Here is a 14251-nt window from a genome sequence, read left to right on the forward strand (position 1 = left end):
GGCATGTGTCATCTAGAATCGCCGTTTCGTTGCCAGGAATCCGGATGAAGGCGTTCGACATCGAGGCGCTTGCCGACGATGCTTGGCTGTTGCGGTTGGGCGACTCGCTCAATGAAGACCTCAACGCGCAGGTGCATGCACTGGCCGCGCGAATCGCCGCCGACGCGCCGGACTGGCTGCGTGACGTGGTGCCGGCGTACGCAAGCCTGGCAGTGTTCTTCGAACCACGCTTGGTTCCCGCCGAGCAGGTGCATGCCTGGCTGCGCCGCTTGGTCGCGATGGAGAACGACGATTCGCCTGCCGCCGCCGTCGGGCGTCGAGTCGAGATCCCGGTGATCTATGGCAGCGAATACGGTCCCGACCTGGCCGCGGCCGCGGACGAGCTGGGCATCACGCCGGAGCAGCTCGCGGCGCGCCACGCCGGCAGCGACTACACGGTCGCGATGATCGGTTTCGCGCCCGGCTTTCCCTATCTGTTCGGCCTCGACCCGGCCCTGGCCTTGCCGCGCCTGCCCACGCCGCGGGTGCGGGTGCCGGCCGGCAGTGTCGGGGTGGCCGGCGGCCAGACCGGCATCTATCCGCGTGAGAGCCCCGGCGGCTGGCGCCTGCTGGGTCGCACGCCGCTGCGCCTGTTCGATCCCCACGGCACGCCACCCAGCGTGCTGCAACCCGGGGACAGGGTGCGTTTTGTCGCCATCGATGCCGCCGAATACGCGGGGCTCGCGGGGTCGGACCGGTGAGCGATGCGTTGCACGTGCTCGCGCCAGGCCTGCTGACCACCGTGCAGGACCGCGGTCGCAGCGGTTGGCGTCATCTCGGCGTGCCGCTCGCCGGGGCGTTGGACCCGATGGCGATGGCGCTGGCCAACCGTCTGGTCGGCAACCACGCCGATGCCGCGCTGCTCGAACTGAGCCTGCAGGGCCCACGCCTGCAACTGCTGCGGTCGCTGCGCATCGCCCTCGTCGGGGCCGCCGTGCAGGCCCGGTTCGAAGGCGTCGAACTGCCGGACCACCGCCCGATCGAGCTGCCCGCCGGGGTGCTGGAGCTCGGCGGCATGCGCACCGGCGCGCGCGCCTGGCTGGTGATCGGCGGCGGCATCGACGTGCCGTCGGTACTCGGCAGCCGCAGCACCGACTTGCGCGGTGGCTTCGGCGGACTGAACGGCCGCGCATTGCAGCGCGGCGACCGGCTGGCCCTGGTCGCGCCCCCGGCACTGGATTGCAGGCAGCCGCGCATCGCCCGCTGGTGGGTCGAGCCGGACGCGGACCTGCCCGTGCGCGAGGGCGAGCCGCTCGCGATCCGCTATCGGCCGGGCGCGCATCCGCGCTCGCTGGAACTGGCGACCCACGCCTGGCAGATCGACGCCGCCAGCAACCGCCAGGGCCTGCGCCTGCACGGTCCCGCGTTGCCCGGTGACACCGCCGACGGCGTGTCCGCTCCGGTCGCCCCCGGCACCATCCAGTTGCCCGCCGACGGCCAGCCTATCGTGCTGCTGGCCGACGCGCAGACCGTCGGCGGATACACCCGGCTCGGCCACGTCATCGCCGCCGACCTGCCGCGGCTCGCGCAATGCCGCCCCGGCGAGGCGTTGCGGTTCGTCGCCTGCGATGCCGAAACCGCGCACGCGTCGGCTTGCCGATCGCGGACGCAGCTGGCAAGAATGGCGCTGATGATCGAGATGATGATCGAACGCGACCGCAAGCGGGCATCGGCATGAGCGGCCGGCGCATCGACTTCAATTGCGACGTCGGCGAGGGCTGCGGCGACGACGCCGCGATCCTGCCGTGGGTCAGCTCGGCCAACATCGCCTGTGGCGGCCATGCCGGCGACGACGCCACGATGCGCGCGACCCTGCGCCTGTGCCGCGACCTCGGCGTCGCCGCCGGTGCCCACCCGGGCTTCGACGACCCGCAGCATTTCGGCCGCCGCACGCTGGCGCTGCCACGCGATGCGATCGCCCGGCTGGTGCGCGAACAACTCGCGCGGCTGGCCGCCATCGCCGACGAGGAAGGCGTGCGGCTGACCCACGCCAAGCCGCACGGCGCGCTCTATAACCTCGCCGCCGACGACCACGCGACCGCCGCGGCAATCGTCGAGGCGATCGCCGGGTTCGACGCCTCGCTGGCCCTGTACGCGTTGTCGGGTTCGGAGCTCGCCAGCGCCGGTGAGGCGGCTGGCCTGCGGGTCGCCCACGAAGTCTTCGCCGAACGCGGCTACGACGCCAATGGCCGCCTGTTGGCGCGCGGACAGCCCGGCGCGGTGCTCGACTCGCTCGACGCCGCGGTGGCGCAGGCGCGCGCGCTCGCCGGTCCCGGCCGCGTGCGCGGCGCCGACGGCAACCTTCTGGCGTTGCGCGCCGATACCCTGTGCCTTCACGGCGACCGCAGCGATGCCGCCGGGTTCGCCCGCGCCCTCCGCAACGCGCTCGAAGCGGACGGCATCCGCATCCTCACCATCGGAGCACGCATTTGAACTACTGGCCGTTGCTGGGCGTACTGGTGGTCGTGGTCGGCTTCGTACTGCGCTACAACCCGGTGCTGGTGGTGGTCGTCGCCGGCCTGGTCAGCGGTTTCGCCGCCGGCATGTCGCTGCCGCAGCTGCTGGCGCTGCTGGGCGAAAGCTTCGTCTCCAACCGCGCATTGCTGCTGTTCGCTCTGACCCTGCCGACCATCGGCCTGCTCGAACGCGCCGGCCTGCGCGAACACGCCCACGCCTGGATCACCCGGATGCGCGGGCTGACCCTGGCGCGGCTGCTGGTCAGCTACCTGGGTCTGCGCCAGCTGCTCAGCATGGTCGGCCTGACCCACGTCGGCGGACACCCGCAGACCGTGCGGCCGTTGCTGGCGCCGATGAGCGAGGCCGCGGCCGAGAAGCAGCTGGGGCCGCTGCGGCACGACCAGCGCCAACGCATCCACGCACTCGACGCCGCCACCGACAACGTCGGATTGTTCTTCGGCGAGGACGTGTTCGTGGCGATCGGCGCGGTGCTGCTGATCCAGGGTTTCTACGCCGAACACGGGATCGTGCTGGAGCCGTTGCAGATCGCGCTGTGGGCGCTGCCCACGGCGGTCGCGGCATTCGTGATCCACAGCGTCCGCATCGTGCTGTTCCAGCGCGGCCTGCTCCGGGACGGTCCGGAGGGACATGAACCACCGCAGGCACCGACGGAGTCCGGCCATGCTCCGGACTGAGCATTTCTACTGGTTCCTCGGCGCCCTGCTGCTGTACGCCGGCTGGTGCAACCTGCGCCAGCGGCGTTTCGCCCATGCTGCATTCTGGGGCGTCCTCGCCGCCCTGTTCGGCGCCGGCGACGCGGTGTTGCGCGCCACCGAGGCTGGCAACGCGTTGCCATCGCAGCTCGCCGGGTGCGGCGTGATCGCCCTTGGCCTGCTGGCCACGCGCATGCGCCGCGAACACATCGCCGAAGCGCCGGAAGCGCAGCGCCGCGCATCGGCACAGCGGCTTGGGCACAAGCTGTTCGTGCCGGCCCTGCTGATCCCGCTGCTGACCGTGCTGGTGGTGATGTTCGGCGGCGACCTCGCGATCGGCGGCGCGCCGCTGTTCGGCGACGGCAGCCTGACCCTGATCGGGCTGTCGATCGCCGGCCTGGTATCGGCCGTGGTGGCCCTGGCCATGATCCGGGGAGCGCCGCTCACCGCGGCCGCCGAGGGCCGGCGCCTGCTCGACGCGATGGGCTGGGCGGCGCTGCTTCCACTGGTATTGGCGACCCTCGGCGGCGTGTTCGCCGCCAGCGGCGTCGGCGAGGCGATCGCCGCGATCGTGTCCTCGCTGATCCCGGCGGACCAGCGGCTGGCGGTGGTGCTGGCCTACGGGCTGGGGATGGTGCTGTTCACCGTGATCATGGGCAACGCCTTCGCCGCATTCCCGGTGATGACCGCGGGCGTCGGCCTGCCGCTGCTGATCCAGCAGCACGGCGCCGACCCGGCGATCCTCGGCGCGATCGGCATGCTGACCGGCTACTGCGGCACGCTGATGACGCCAATGGCGGCCAACTTCAACCTGGTCCCGGCCGCGCTGCTGGAGCTGGACGATCCCAACGCGGTGATCCGCGCGCAGTTCCCGACCGCGATCCCGCTGCTGCTGGTCAACCTGGTGTTGATGTACTGGCTGGCATTCTCGTTTTGATGGACGCTGAACCGATGAGCACGCAAACCCCACGCTCCGGATGCACGGCGACCGTGTTGCTGGTCGGCTTCGAGCCGTTCGGCGACGACGCCGGCAATCCGGGCTGGGACGCGGTGCGCCTGCTCGACGGCGCGCAGATCGGCGGACGCCGCGTCGTTGCCGCCTGCCTGCCGGTGACCTTCGGGGAATCGCTGCGGCAGTTGCAGGCGCACATCGACCGGCTCGCGCCGGAGCTGGTGATCGCGGTCGGCCTCGCCGGTGGCCGCAGCCGGCTATCGCTGGAGCGCGTGGCGATCAACGTCGACGACGCGCGCATTCCCGACAACGCCGGCGCCTGTCCGATCGACTGCCCGATCGTCGACGACGGCCCGGCCGCGTATTTCAGCAACCTGCCGATCAAGGCGATGCTGGTCGCGCTGCGCGATGCCGGCATCCCCGCCGAGGTCTCGCAGACTGCCGGCACCTATGTCTGCAACCACGTGTTCTACGGCCTGATGCACGCGCTGCGACACCAGCCCGGCGTGCGTGGCGGCTTCATCCACGTGCCGTACTCGCCGGCACAGGCGACCCGCCGCCCGGACGCGCCGAGCCTGCCGGCCGCTACCGTCGCCGAAGGCCTGCGCATTGCCGTACAGGCCGCGCTGGACACCGCCCAGGACCTGCGCATCGCCGCCGGGGCGGTGCACTGACCCCGGCTCGTTAGCGGCGCCGCTGGAACGCGAACTCGCTGGCCTTTTCACCTGCCGAGACCCGCACGCGCAGGCGGTCGCCCTCGCGCCGGTAGGTGATCACTTTCGGAAAATCGTGTGCGGGGTTCTCGAACACGAAGCCTTCGTCGTCGATCCGGGTCAGCCGGAACACCACCGGCACCAGGTTGTGCGCGACTTCGGCGATGTAGACGACCTCGCCGTCGCGGGCCTCGATCCGCAACCGTTCCTCGAACGTGGTCGCCGCGCCTTGCCTGGCCAGCCCCACCCCGGAAAGTCCCGCGCGATCGCGCGTCCAACGTTCGTAGCCGCTTCGACCGGCCGGCAGGTCGGTGCGTTGCCAGGTGCCGGCGAGCCAGCCCATGCGCTGGAGAGTGGCGACGGTATCGACCTGCGCCGAACCGGACGCGCAGCCGGCCAGCAGCCCGATCAGCAGCAGCCAGGTCAAACTCATTCGACGCATTGCACGATCCTCTGGCCCGCGGTAGCGATCCTGGCCCGACACCAAGCGTCATTGTAGGAGCGGCTTTAGCCGCGATCTGGAGTCGGCGCGATCGACCGGGCGTCCGATCGCGGCTAAAGCCGCTCCTACCAAAGCAGGGAGGGCCGTCAGAAGGCCTCAAGCCAGCGCGGTATCCAGCAGCATCATCAGCACGAAGCCGATCATCAGGCCGGTGGTCGCGTGGTTCTCGTGGCCCTGCCGGTGCGACTCGGGAATGATCTCGTGGCTGACCACGAACAGCATCGCGCCGGCAGCGAAACCGAGCCCGGCCGGCAGCAGCAGCGGCACCGCGGCCACCACGCCGGCGCCGAGCACCGCGCCGACCGGTTCGACCAGTCCCGAGCCCGCGCCGACCAGCACCGCCACGCCGCGCCCGTAGCCGGCGGCGATCAGCGCGACCGCGACCACCAGGCCTTCGGGCACGTCCTGGATCGCGATGCCGGTCGCCAATGCAGTGCCGTGGGCGAAATCGGCCGCGTACGCCACCCCGATCGCCAAGCCCTCGGGCAGGTTGTGCAGGCAGATCGCGAACACGAACAACCAGGTCCGCTTCATCCGCGCCGAGGAGCGCCCTTCCGGTCCCTTGATGAAATGCTCGTGCGGCACCGCCCGGTCGAGCGCCATGATCAACGCCGCGCCGAGCATGATCGCCACGCCGACGATCACGCCCGCGCCCCACGGCCCGGCGCCCTGCTGCCGGGCCGCCTCGATCCCCGGCATCACCAGCGAGAACGCGCTGGCGGCGAGCATCACCCCGGCGCCGAACCCCAGCAGGGTGTCCTGGGTGCGCTGTTCGATCCGGCGCGCGAACAATGCCGGCACCGCGCCGAACGCGGTGGCCGCCGCCGCGGCGGTGCCGCCGACCAGCGCACCGAGCATCGGCGAGGCTTCAAGCGCGACGAAGGACACCGGCACCTCGCGCGTACGTGTCACCCCGCCTCGCCGAATCGCCCATCTGCCGCCACCGTGCTGTCGAGCAAGCCTTCACGATGCCGGCGACGCCGTTGCCCCGGCGTCAACGCGGCGCGCCGCACAACTCAGGCCTTGAGCTTCCAGCCGGTCTTGAAGATCCACCACACCGCGGCCAGACAGGCCACGAGGAAGCCGAGGATCACCGCGACACTGACCCCGACGTTGACGTCCGCCACCCCGTAGAAACTCCAGCGGAACCCGCTGATCAGGTACACCACCGGATTGAACAGGGTCACCGTCTGCCACACCGGCGGCAGCATCTTGATCGAGTAGAACGCGCCGCCGAGGAAGGTCAGCGGCATCACCACCATCAGCGGGATCAGCTGCAGCTTCTGGAAGTCGTCGGCCCACAGCCCGATGATGAAACCGAACAGGCTGAAGGTGACCGCGGTCAGCACCAGGAAGCACAGCATCCAGAACGGGTGCGCGATCTCGTAGGGCACGAACAGCCGCGCGGTGATGAGGATCAGCACCCCCAGCAACAACGACTTGGTCGCCGCCGCGCCGACGTAGCCGATCACCACCTCGACGTACGACACCGGCGCCGACAGCAGCTCGTAGATCGTGCCGGCCCATTTCGGCATGTAGATCCCGAACGAGGCGTTGGAGATGCTCTCGTTGAGCAGCGACAGCATCAGCAGGCCGGGGATGATGAAGGCGCCGTAGCTGACCCCCTCGATGTCGCCCATGCGCGAGCCGATCGCCGCGCCGAACACCACGAAGTACAGCGAGGTCGACAGCACCGGGGATGCGATCGACTGGGTGATCGTGCGGAAGGTGCGTGCCATCTCGAAGCGGTAGATCGCGCGGATGCCGTGGATGTTCATGCGCGCACCTCCGTCGCCGCGGCGTCCACCGGCGGCCGGCTCGCATTGGAGCGCACCAGGTGCACGAAGATGTCCTCCAGCGAACTCTCGCTGGAATGCAGGTCCTTGAAGTCGACGCCCTGCTCGGCCAGTTGCCGCAGCAGGGTGGCAATGCCGGTTCGCTCGGACTGCACGTCGAAGGTGTAGACCAGCGCGTTGCCGTCGTCCGACAACTCCAGCGGCAACCCGGACAGACCCTCGGGCACCCGGTCCAGCGGCTCCTGCAGAGTCAGGGTCAGCTGCTTCTTGCCGAGCTTGCGCATCAGCGCGGCCTTGTCCTCGACCAGGATCAGCTCGCCCTTGAGGATCACCCCGATGCGGTCGGCCATCTGCTCGGCCTCCTCGATGTAGTGGGTGGTCAGGATGATGGTGACGCCCTGCTCGCGCAGGCGATGGACCATCTGCCACATGTCGTGGCGCAGCTCGACGTCGACGCCGGCGGTGGGCTCGTCGAGAAACAAAATTTGCGGCTCGTGCGCCAGCGCCTTGGCGATCAGCACGCGGCGCTTCATGCCGCCCGACAGCGCGAGGATCTTGCTGTCCTTCTTGTCCCACAGCGACAACTCGCGCAACACTTTCTCCAGGTGCGCCGGGTCGGGCGCCTTGCCGAACAGGCCGCGGCTGAACGCCACCGTCGACCACACCGATTCGAACGCGTCGGTCGACAGCTCCTGCGGCACCAGACCGATCTTGCTGCGCGCGGCGCGGTACTCGGCGACCACGTCGTGGCCGTCGGCCAGCACCGTGCCGCTGCTCGGATTGACGATGCCGCAGATGATGCTGATCAGGGTGGTCTTGCCGGCGCCGTTGGGACCGAGCAGGGCGAAGATCTCGCCCTTGCGGATGTCGAGGTCGACGTTCTTCAGCGCCTGGAAGCCGGAGGCGTAGGTCTTGTCCAGGTTGCGGACGGAGATGATCGGTTGCACGTGGCTCCCTCGGCGCGGCGCGCCTGTCGTGGATCGTTGGGAAGCCGCCAGCTTGCCCGCGGCGGGCGTTGCAATAAACCCCCGGCGCGGGGAGGCAACGTCCCGGCGACGGGACAGTAGGAGCCGGACACGACGTCATGGCGGCGTGAGCCGGCGAGGACCGACGCGTTGCTACGCTCGGGCACCCCACCAGAGGCGGAAAATCCCATGGCCAGGATCCACGTCGTCGTCGGCAGCCTTCGTCGCGACTCTTTCAACCGCAAGCTCGCCGAAGGGCTGGTCAAGCTCGGCCCGCCCGGCTGCGACTTCAGCTTCGCCGAGATCGGCGACCTGCCGCTGTACAACCAGGACGACGACGACAATCCCGCCGAGGCGGTCAAGCGCCTCAAGGGCGAGATCAAGGCCGCCGACGGCGTGCTGTTCGTGACCCCGGAGTACAACCGCTCGGTGCCCGGCGTGCTCAAGAACGCGATCGACCACGCCTCGCGTCCGTACGGCCAGAGTGCGTGGAAGGACAAGCCGGCCGGGGTGATCGGCGCCTCGATCGGCGCGATCGGCAGCGCGCTGGCGCAGCAGCACCTGCGCCACATGCTGGCCTACCTCGACATGCCGACGCTGGGCCAGCCGGAAGCCTTCATCCACGTCAAGGACGGGCTGTTCGACGACGACGGCGGGATCGGCAAGGACAGCCGCGAGTTCCTGCAGGGGTGGATGGATGCGTACGTGGCGTGGGTGAAGAAGCACTCGGGCAAGGCGTAGCGAGACAAGCCAAGCTTTTTGTAGGAGCGGCTTCAGCCGCGATCGGGAACCGTTCGCCCGCGCCGACTCCAGATCGCGGCTGAAGCCGCTCCTACAGGTATCGGTGGCGCGATCCTTGCGTACATGCGCAGCGATTGCAGACCGCTTTCCGCAAGCGTAGAAACGGTCCAGGGGGAGCTTCCGGAGGCTCGCCATGAACCGTTACCGCCACCCAGCCCTGCTCGCCGCCGCGATCGTCCTCGCCATCGCCTGCACCGGCTCGCACGAACCGCCCGTCGCCAACGTGCAGTCGACGCCGCCACCCGAGGTGCCGACCGGCGCGACCCTGCTCGAAGGTCTCGGCAACCACCACTTCGCGGTCACCAGCGACCATCCCGAGGTGCAACGCTGGTTCGACCAGGGCCTGATGTTGACCTACGGCTTCAACCACGACGCCGCCGAGCGCTCGTTCCTGCGGGCGACCCAGCTCGATCCCGAATGCGCGATGTGCTGGTGGGGCGCGGCGCTGGTGCTCGGTCCGCACGTCAACGCGGCGATGGACCCGGCCGCCAACGCCAAGGCCTGGGAACGGCTGCAAAAGGCCCGCACGCTCGCGCCCAATGCCAGCGAACGCGAACAGGCCTTCATCGAAGCGCTATCCGCGCGCTACGCGCAGAACCCGCCGGAGGACCGCCGCCCGCTCGACGAGGCGTATACCGACGCCACCCGCTCATTGGTCCAGCGCCGGCCCGACGACCTCGACGCCGCGACCTTCCACGCCGAGGCGCTGATGGACTTGCAGCCGTGGGATTACTACGACGCCGACCGCCAGCCCAAGGGCCATACCGCGGAGATCGTCGCCACCCTCGAATCGGTGATCGAGCGCGCCCCAAACCACGCCGGCGCGCTGCACTTGTACGTCCACGCCGTCGAGGCCTCGGCCGAGCCGCAGCGCGGCGTCGTCGCCGCCGATCGTCTGCGCGACCTGATCCCCGGCTCCGGCCACCTGGTCCACATGCCGGCGCACATCTACGCGCGGGTCGGCCGCTGGCATGACGCGGTGGTCGCCAACGAGCGCGCGATCGCCGCCGACGACGCCTACCTGGCGGTCTGCAGCAGCAACGTCAGCGGCGTCTACCCGCTCGGCTACGTGCCGCACAACCACCATTTCATGTGGTTCGCCGCGAGCATGACCGGCAACAGCGAGACCGCGCGGATGGCGGCGCTGCAGACCGCGCAGCGCACCGACCTGCCCGAGCTGATGCGCGAGCCGGGCTTCGCCGGCCTGCAGCACTACTGGATGACACCGTGGTTCGAGCGCGTGCGATTCGGCCGCTGGGAGGAGATCGCGGCGATGCCGAACCCGGCCGAAGACCTGCCCTACGTCAGCGCGATCTGGCATTACGCCCAGGGCGTCGCCGCGGTGCGCCAGCAGCGCGATGACGACGCCGCACGACACCTGTCGGAACTGCGCCGGCTGGCCGCCGACCCGGTGATGGAAACGCTGACGATGTGGGACCGTTACCCGCTCAGCCACGCGGCCAGGATCGCCGAGCGCACCCTGGGCGCCGAAGTCGCTGCCGCCGATGGCGACCTCGACGGAGCGATCGCGATGCTGCACGAGGCCGCCGAAATCGAGGACCAGATCCCCTACGACGAGCCGCCGGGCTGGCATGCGCCGGTGCGGCATTCGCTCGGCGCATTGTTGCTGGCGGCCGAACGCCCGGACGAGGCCGAGGCGGTCTACCGCGCCGAACTGGAGCGCAACCCCGGCAACGGCTGGTCATTGCACGGGCTGGCGCAGAGCCTGCGGGCGCAAGGCCGGAACGACGAGGCCGGGGAGGTCGGACAGCGCTTCGAGGAGGCCTGGCAGTACGCCGACGTCGAGCTGGTCGCCTCGCGGATGTAGCGACGAGTGGAGCACGCGCGGCGTCTCAGAACGCGTCGCTGCCGAGCCGCACGTCGATCCCCAGCGCCGGCGCGAGCACGCGCACGGCATCGTCATCGCGGCTGAGGGTGATCCAGCCCGCGTGCGCGTCGGGCCCGGCGTCCCAGGTCCACAGGGTGTAGCCGTACTCGCGCAGGCGGTCGTAGGCGGTCGCCATCAGCGCCGGAACGTCGGTGTCGGCGAGGAACTCGTCGTCGCCGGCATCCTCGACCCCCCAGTCGATCGCCAGGTTCCAGCGCGCGGCCAGCTCGTTGACCGCGTCGATGAAGGTCGCCGTGTCGTCGGCGGCGACGTGGAAGCCGGACCTCCAGTCGATCACGTCGCGGAGTCGCGCCATCGGCTCGCTGTCGTCCTCGTCCTCGTCCTCGTCCGCGTCGGCGGCGGCAACGGCATCGCGATAGCCGTCGAACTGGCGCAGCGCGGCCTCCTCGTCGCCGGGATTGATCGCCAGCAGCAACTGCCAGACCAGGGCCTCCACGCTCGCCTCGTCACCGTCGTCGGGCAAATGCGCCTCGTCCTCGCGGCTGTTCTCGAAGTTGTCGTCGGGGTCGAATTCGCGGTCGGGAGCGCTCATGGCCGGCACCGGGATACGGGGAGGTGATGGTGCGCCGGCGAGGGAGACTTGGGAAGCGGCGTCGACGACCGCCGCGGCCTCCCGGATTTTGCGGTTTTCACGTTGATGGGCGCATAGTGGGCGGAGATCGCCGCATGGGCGGTCCATGAAGCCCGAGGTGCGCCAGCCCTCGCAGGAGGGATTGATGTCCACCAGCAAGAAGACCAGCAAGGCCAAGACCCGCAAGACCGCCACCGCCGCGGGCGGCGGAAATCTGCATAAACACTTCGAAAGTGAGCGCATCTCCGACGATATTGCTGCCTTCGAGAAGGCCGGCGGCAAGGTCGAGAAGCTCGGCGTGACCCGCGTGCTGCAGAAGATCGCGCCGACCCGGGCCGGTGAAACCGCCAGCGAGGCCTCGGCCAAGCCGGCCGCAGCGCCGCGCAAACGCTAGTCGCAGGGCGCCTGCGGGCCATTTCGCCCCGGCCGGGCCACCCTGCGAATCGCGACGGGCGTCCGGATTCCGGCAAGTCGCCCACGGGCCGGGTAAAAATCCGGCCGGCGCCGCTTAGGATGCGCCAGTCACTCCGTCATGAAATCAGGGGAAAGCCATGAAACATCTGTTGTTGGCCGCTTCGCTCGTCTTGCTGGCACTGTCCCCGGCTGCGGCGATTGCCGGAAAGGGTCATGGCAAGGGCCACGACAAGCACGGCCAGGGCCACGGCCACCACGACAACGGCAAGCACAAGGGCTGGAAGAAGGGCGAGCGCCTGCCGGCGATCTACCTGGAGCGCCGTTATTACGTCGAGGATTACCGCCACCACCACCTCGCGCCGCCGCCGCGCGGGCACCGCTGGGTGCGCACCGATGACGGCAAGTACGTGCTGATCGCGGTCGCCACCGGGATCATCGCCGACATCCTGCTGCACCACTAGCCGATCCCGTCGGCTGCCGGCGTCACCCACGAGCCCCGCATTCGCGGGGCTTTTGTTTGGCCGGCGCCTAACCCTCGGCCGGTGCCGCGTCTCCGCATTCGGCCGCACGTTGCAGCAGCAGCGCGCGCTCGCGGCCGTTGCGGGTCAGTGCCGCGGCGCGCTCGAACTCGGCCCGGGCCTCGTCCAGGCGCCCAAGCTTGCCGAGCAGGTCGCCACGCACCGCGGGCAGCAGGTGGTAGCGCTGCAGCGCCGGCGCATCGCGCAGGGTGTCGGCCAACGCCAGCCCGGCTGCCGGGCCGTCGGCCATCGCCAGCGCGACCGCGCGGTTGAGCTCGACCACCGGCGACGGCGCGACCTCGGCGAGGGTCGCGTAAAGCGCGGCGATGCGCGGCCAATCGGTCTGCCCGGCGGTCAGCGCGCGCGCATGGCAGGCGGCGATCGCGGCCTGCAATGCATAGGTGCCTCGGGCGCCGCCAAGCTGCTCGGCGCGTTCCAGCGCCTGAAGACCGCGACCGATCATCAAGCGATCCCAACGCGCGCGATCCTGCTGCAGCAGCAGCACCGGATTGCCATCCGCGTCGATCCGGGCGCGGCTGCGCGAGGCCTGGATCTCCATCAATGCGAGCAGGCCGTGCACCTCGGCCTCGCCCGGCGCCAGCCCGACCAGCACCCGCCCCAGCCGCAGCGCCTCCTCGCACAGGGCCGGGCGCATGAGGTCGTCGCCGGCGGTCGCGGCGTAGCCTTCGTTGAAGATCAGGTAGACCACCCCGAGTACCGACGCCAACCGTTCGGGCAGGTCCTCGCGGCGCGGCACCTCGAACGGCACCCGCTTCTCGGCCAACGTGCGCTTGGCCCGCACGATCCGCTGGGCGATGGTCGGCTCCGGCTGCAGGAACGCGCGGGCGATCTCGTCGGTGGTCAGGCCGCCGAGCAGGCGCAGGGTCAGCGCGACCCGGGCCTCGGTCGACAGCACCGGATGGCAGGCGGTGAAGACCAGCCGCAGCAGGTCGTCGCCGATGTCGTCGTCGAGCCGATCGTCGTCGTCCGGGTCGTCGAACGCGCCCATGTGCAGGCCCTCGATGTCGTGGCCGAACTCCTCGTGCTTGCGCCGGACCAGGGTGTTGCGGCGCAGGCGGTCGATCGCGCGACGCTTGGCGGTGGCCATCAGCCACGCGCCGGGGTTGTCGGGCACGCCATCGTCGGGCCAATGCTCCAGCGCGGCGACCAGCGCGTCCTGCGCGAGCTCCTCGGCCAGGCCGACATCGCGGACCATCCGCGCCAGTCCGGCGATCAGGCGCGGAGACTCGATCCGCCAGACGGCGTCGATGGCACGGTGGGCGTCGGTCACGGTCATGGCGACCGATCAGACCACCGTCGTCCTCCGGGCACAAGGCCGATGCCGCGCGGCCCTCAGCCGTGCACTTTCAGTTGCGCTCGAGTTGGTCGCGCAGGCGTTGCTCCTGCTCGCGCAGCTCGGGGGTGAATTCCTCGCCGAAGTCGTCGGCCTCGAACACCGGGCGGATCTCGATCTCGCTGGGGCCTTCATGCGGATTCGGGCAACGCTTGACCCATTCGATCGCCTCGTCGAGCGAGCGCACCTGCCACAGCCAGAACCCGGCGACCAGCTCCTTCGTCTCCGCAAACGGGCCGTCGACCACGCTGCGGTCCTTGCCCGAGAAGCGCACGCGGGCGCCTTTGGCACTGGGATGCAGGCCCTCGCCGGCCAGCATGACGCCGGCCTTGACCAGCTGCTCGTTGAACCGGCCCATGTCGGCCAGCAACTGTTCACTGGGCATCACGCCCGCCTCGGACTGCTCGGTCGCCTTGACCATCACCATCACGCGCATGTCGTCTCTCCTGGTTTCATGGGGCATGGTTGCCGTTGTGTTACCAGTGCGACGAGCGGGCGGTGGCGATATCGACAACGATGGCGGCATCATGCAACCCCACCCCACCGA

17 protein-coding genes are annotated in these 14251 nt (G+C 69.9%); 10 read left to right on the forward strand and 7 right to left on the reverse strand.

Features of this window, described 5'->3' with window-relative positions:
• Nucleotides 1-44 precede the first annotated feature (44 nt).
• From pxpB to pcp, 6 genes are read left to right on the forward strand one after another with little or no spacing between them, the layout of a single operon-like run.
• A complete protein-coding gene (gene pxpB, locus SNE34_RS10825; RefSeq protein ID WP_332617083.1) occupies nucleotides 45-740 on the forward strand; it encodes a 5-oxoprolinase subunit PxpB in 696 nt (231 codons plus the stop codon).
• Entirely contained in the window at nucleotides 737-1717 is a 981-nt protein-coding gene (locus SNE34_RS10830; protein ID WP_332617085.1) for a 5-oxoprolinase subunit C family protein, read from the forward strand. The genes pxpB and SNE34_RS10830 overlap by 4 nt, the downstream gene beginning before the upstream one ends.
• Nucleotides 1714-2472 carry a LamB/YcsF family protein gene (locus SNE34_RS10835; protein ID WP_332617088.1) on the forward strand — a complete coding sequence of 253 codons (759 nt, stop codon included), beginning with the start codon at nucleotides 1714-1716 and terminating at the stop codon, nucleotides 2470-2472. The genes SNE34_RS10830 and SNE34_RS10835 overlap by 4 nt, the downstream gene beginning before the upstream one ends.
• On the forward strand, nucleotides 2469-3191 hold the full coding sequence (locus tag SNE34_RS10840) for a DUF969 domain-containing protein (protein ID WP_332617089.1): 723 nt from the start codon (nucleotides 2469-2471) through the stop codon (nucleotides 3189-3191). Before SNE34_RS10835 ends, SNE34_RS10840 begins: the two co-directional genes overlap by 4 nt.
• Nucleotides 3178-4146: a DUF979 domain-containing protein gene (locus SNE34_RS10845; RefSeq protein WP_332617091.1), complete on the forward strand. Its 969-nt coding sequence runs from the start codon at nucleotides 3178-3180 to the stop codon at nucleotides 4144-4146. The genes SNE34_RS10840 and SNE34_RS10845 overlap by 14 nt, the downstream gene beginning before the upstream one ends.
• Before the next feature lie 14 nt (nucleotides 4147-4160).
• On the forward strand, nucleotides 4161-4835 hold the full coding sequence (gene pcp, locus SNE34_RS10850) for a pyroglutamyl-peptidase I (RefSeq protein WP_332617093.1): 675 nt from the start codon (nucleotides 4161-4163) through the stop codon (nucleotides 4833-4835).
• A gap of 10 nt (nucleotides 4836-4845) precedes the next feature.
• Here pcp and SNE34_RS10855 read toward each other — a convergent pair whose 3' ends face one another.
• From SNE34_RS10855 to SNE34_RS10870, 4 genes are all read right to left on the reverse strand, one after another.
• Nucleotides 4846-5307 carry a DUF6265 family protein gene (locus tag SNE34_RS10855; protein WP_332617094.1) on the reverse strand — a complete coding sequence of 154 codons (462 nt, stop codon included), beginning with the start codon at nucleotides 5305-5307 and terminating at the stop codon, nucleotides 4846-4848.
• 165 nt (nucleotides 5308-5472) lie between these two features.
• Nucleotides 5473-6288 carry a ZIP family metal transporter gene (locus tag SNE34_RS10860; protein WP_332617096.1) on the reverse strand — a complete coding sequence of 272 codons (816 nt, stop codon included), beginning with the start codon at nucleotides 6286-6288 and terminating at the stop codon, nucleotides 5473-5475.
• Nucleotides 6289-6392: 104 nt separating this feature from the next.
• Entirely contained in the window at nucleotides 6393-7154 is a 762-nt protein-coding gene (locus SNE34_RS10865) for an ABC transporter permease (protein ID WP_332617098.1), read from the reverse strand.
• Nucleotides 7151-8119, reverse strand: coding sequence for an ABC transporter ATP-binding protein (locus SNE34_RS10870; protein WP_332617100.1), 969 nt, complete (start codon nucleotides 8117-8119; stop codon nucleotides 7151-7153). The genes SNE34_RS10865 and SNE34_RS10870 overlap by 4 nt, the downstream gene beginning before the upstream one ends.
• Before the next feature lie 207 nt (nucleotides 8120-8326).
• Between SNE34_RS10870 and SNE34_RS10875 the strand changes: the two genes are divergently transcribed.
• The gene (locus tag SNE34_RS10875; protein WP_332617102.1) at nucleotides 8327-8878 is read left to right on the forward strand and encodes an NADPH-dependent FMN reductase; all 552 of its coding nucleotides are present in this window, start codon (nucleotides 8327-8329) and stop codon (nucleotides 8876-8878) included.
• A 193-nt stretch (nucleotides 8879-9071) separates the two neighbouring features.
• Nucleotides 9072-10766: a tetratricopeptide repeat protein gene (locus SNE34_RS10880; RefSeq protein ID WP_332617104.1), complete on the forward strand. Its 1695-nt coding sequence runs from the start codon at nucleotides 9072-9074 to the stop codon at nucleotides 10764-10766.
• 25 nt (nucleotides 10767-10791) lie between these two features.
• Here the strand turns inward: SNE34_RS10880 and SNE34_RS10885 are convergent, their stop codons facing one another.
• Nucleotides 10792-11379, reverse strand: coding sequence for a DUF6630 family protein (locus tag SNE34_RS10885; protein ID WP_332617105.1), 588 nt, complete (start codon nucleotides 11377-11379; stop codon nucleotides 10792-10794).
• A gap of 184 nt (nucleotides 11380-11563) precedes the next feature.
• On the opposite strand from SNE34_RS10885, the gene SNE34_RS10890 reads away from it, so the two are divergent.
• Entirely contained in the window at nucleotides 11564-11812 is a 249-nt protein-coding gene (locus SNE34_RS10890; RefSeq protein ID WP_332617107.1) for a hypothetical protein, read from the forward strand.
• Between the two features lie 157 nt (nucleotides 11813-11969).
• On the forward strand, nucleotides 11970-12293 hold the full coding sequence (locus SNE34_RS10895; RefSeq protein ID WP_332617108.1) for an RcnB family protein: 324 nt from the start codon (nucleotides 11970-11972) through the stop codon (nucleotides 12291-12293).
• A gap of 67 nt (nucleotides 12294-12360) precedes the next feature.
• Here the strand turns inward: SNE34_RS10895 and SNE34_RS10900 are convergent, their stop codons facing one another.
• Nucleotides 12361-13647, reverse strand: coding sequence for an RNA polymerase sigma factor (locus tag SNE34_RS10900; protein WP_332617110.1), 1287 nt, complete (start codon nucleotides 13645-13647; stop codon nucleotides 12361-12363).
• Between the two features lie 70 nt (nucleotides 13648-13717).
• Nucleotides 13718-14140 carry a YciI family protein gene (locus SNE34_RS10905; RefSeq protein WP_332617112.1) on the reverse strand — a complete coding sequence of 141 codons (423 nt, stop codon included), beginning with the start codon at nucleotides 14138-14140 and terminating at the stop codon, nucleotides 13718-13720.
• Nucleotides 14141-14251: the final 111 nt, after the last annotated feature.

It is taken from the genome of Novilysobacter erysipheiresistens, from assembly GCF_036663935.1.
Lineage (GTDB): Bacteria > Pseudomonadota > Gammaproteobacteria > Xanthomonadales > Xanthomonadaceae > Novilysobacter > Novilysobacter erysipheiresistens.

What these genes read in the sequence shown, in the direction of transcription:
- SNE34_RS10885 (WP_332617105.1), bottom strand. Translation starts at nt 11,379, where the DNA reads ATGAGCGCTCCCGACCGCGAATTCGACCCCGACGACAACTTCGAGAAC.
- SNE34_RS10895 (WP_332617108.1), top strand. Translation starts at nt 11,970, where the DNA reads ATGAAACATCTGTTGTTGGCCGCTTCGCTCGTCTTGCTGGCACTGTCC.
- SNE34_RS10900 (WP_332617110.1), bottom strand. Translation starts at nt 13,647, where the DNA reads ATGACCGTGACCGACGCCCACCGTGCCATCGACGCCGTCTGGCGGATC.
- pcp (WP_332617093.1), top strand. Translation starts at nt 4,161, where the DNA reads ATGAGCACGCAAACCCCACGCTCCGGATGCACGGCGACCGTGTTGCTG.
- SNE34_RS10845 (WP_332617091.1), top strand. Translation starts at nt 3,178, where the DNA reads ATGCTCCGGACTGAGCATTTCTACTGGTTCCTCGGCGCCCTGCTGCTG.
- SNE34_RS10835 (WP_332617088.1), top strand. Translation starts at nt 1,714, where the DNA reads ATGAGCGGCCGGCGCATCGACTTCAATTGCGACGTCGGCGAGGGCTGC.
- SNE34_RS10865 (WP_332617098.1), bottom strand. Translation starts at nt 7,154, where the DNA reads ATGAACATCCACGGCATCCGCGCGATCTACCGCTTCGAGATGGCACGC.
- SNE34_RS10880 (WP_332617104.1), top strand. Translation starts at nt 9,072, where the DNA reads ATGAACCGTTACCGCCACCCAGCCCTGCTCGCCGCCGCGATCGTCCTC.
- SNE34_RS10905 (WP_332617112.1), bottom strand. Translation starts at nt 14,140, where the DNA reads ATGCGCGTGATGGTGATGGTCAAGGCGACCGAGCAGTCCGAGGCGGGC.
- SNE34_RS10890 (WP_332617107.1), top strand. Translation starts at nt 11,564, where the DNA reads ATGTCCACCAGCAAGAAGACCAGCAAGGCCAAGACCCGCAAGACCGCC.
- SNE34_RS10875 (WP_332617102.1), top strand. Translation starts at nt 8,327, where the DNA reads ATGGCCAGGATCCACGTCGTCGTCGGCAGCCTTCGTCGCGACTCTTTC.
- SNE34_RS10855 (WP_332617094.1), bottom strand. Translation starts at nt 5,307, where the DNA reads ATGAGTTTGACCTGGCTGCTGCTGATCGGGCTGCTGGCCGGCTGCGCG.
- pxpB (WP_332617083.1), top strand. Translation starts at nt 45, where the DNA reads ATGAAGGCGTTCGACATCGAGGCGCTTGCCGACGATGCTTGGCTGTTG.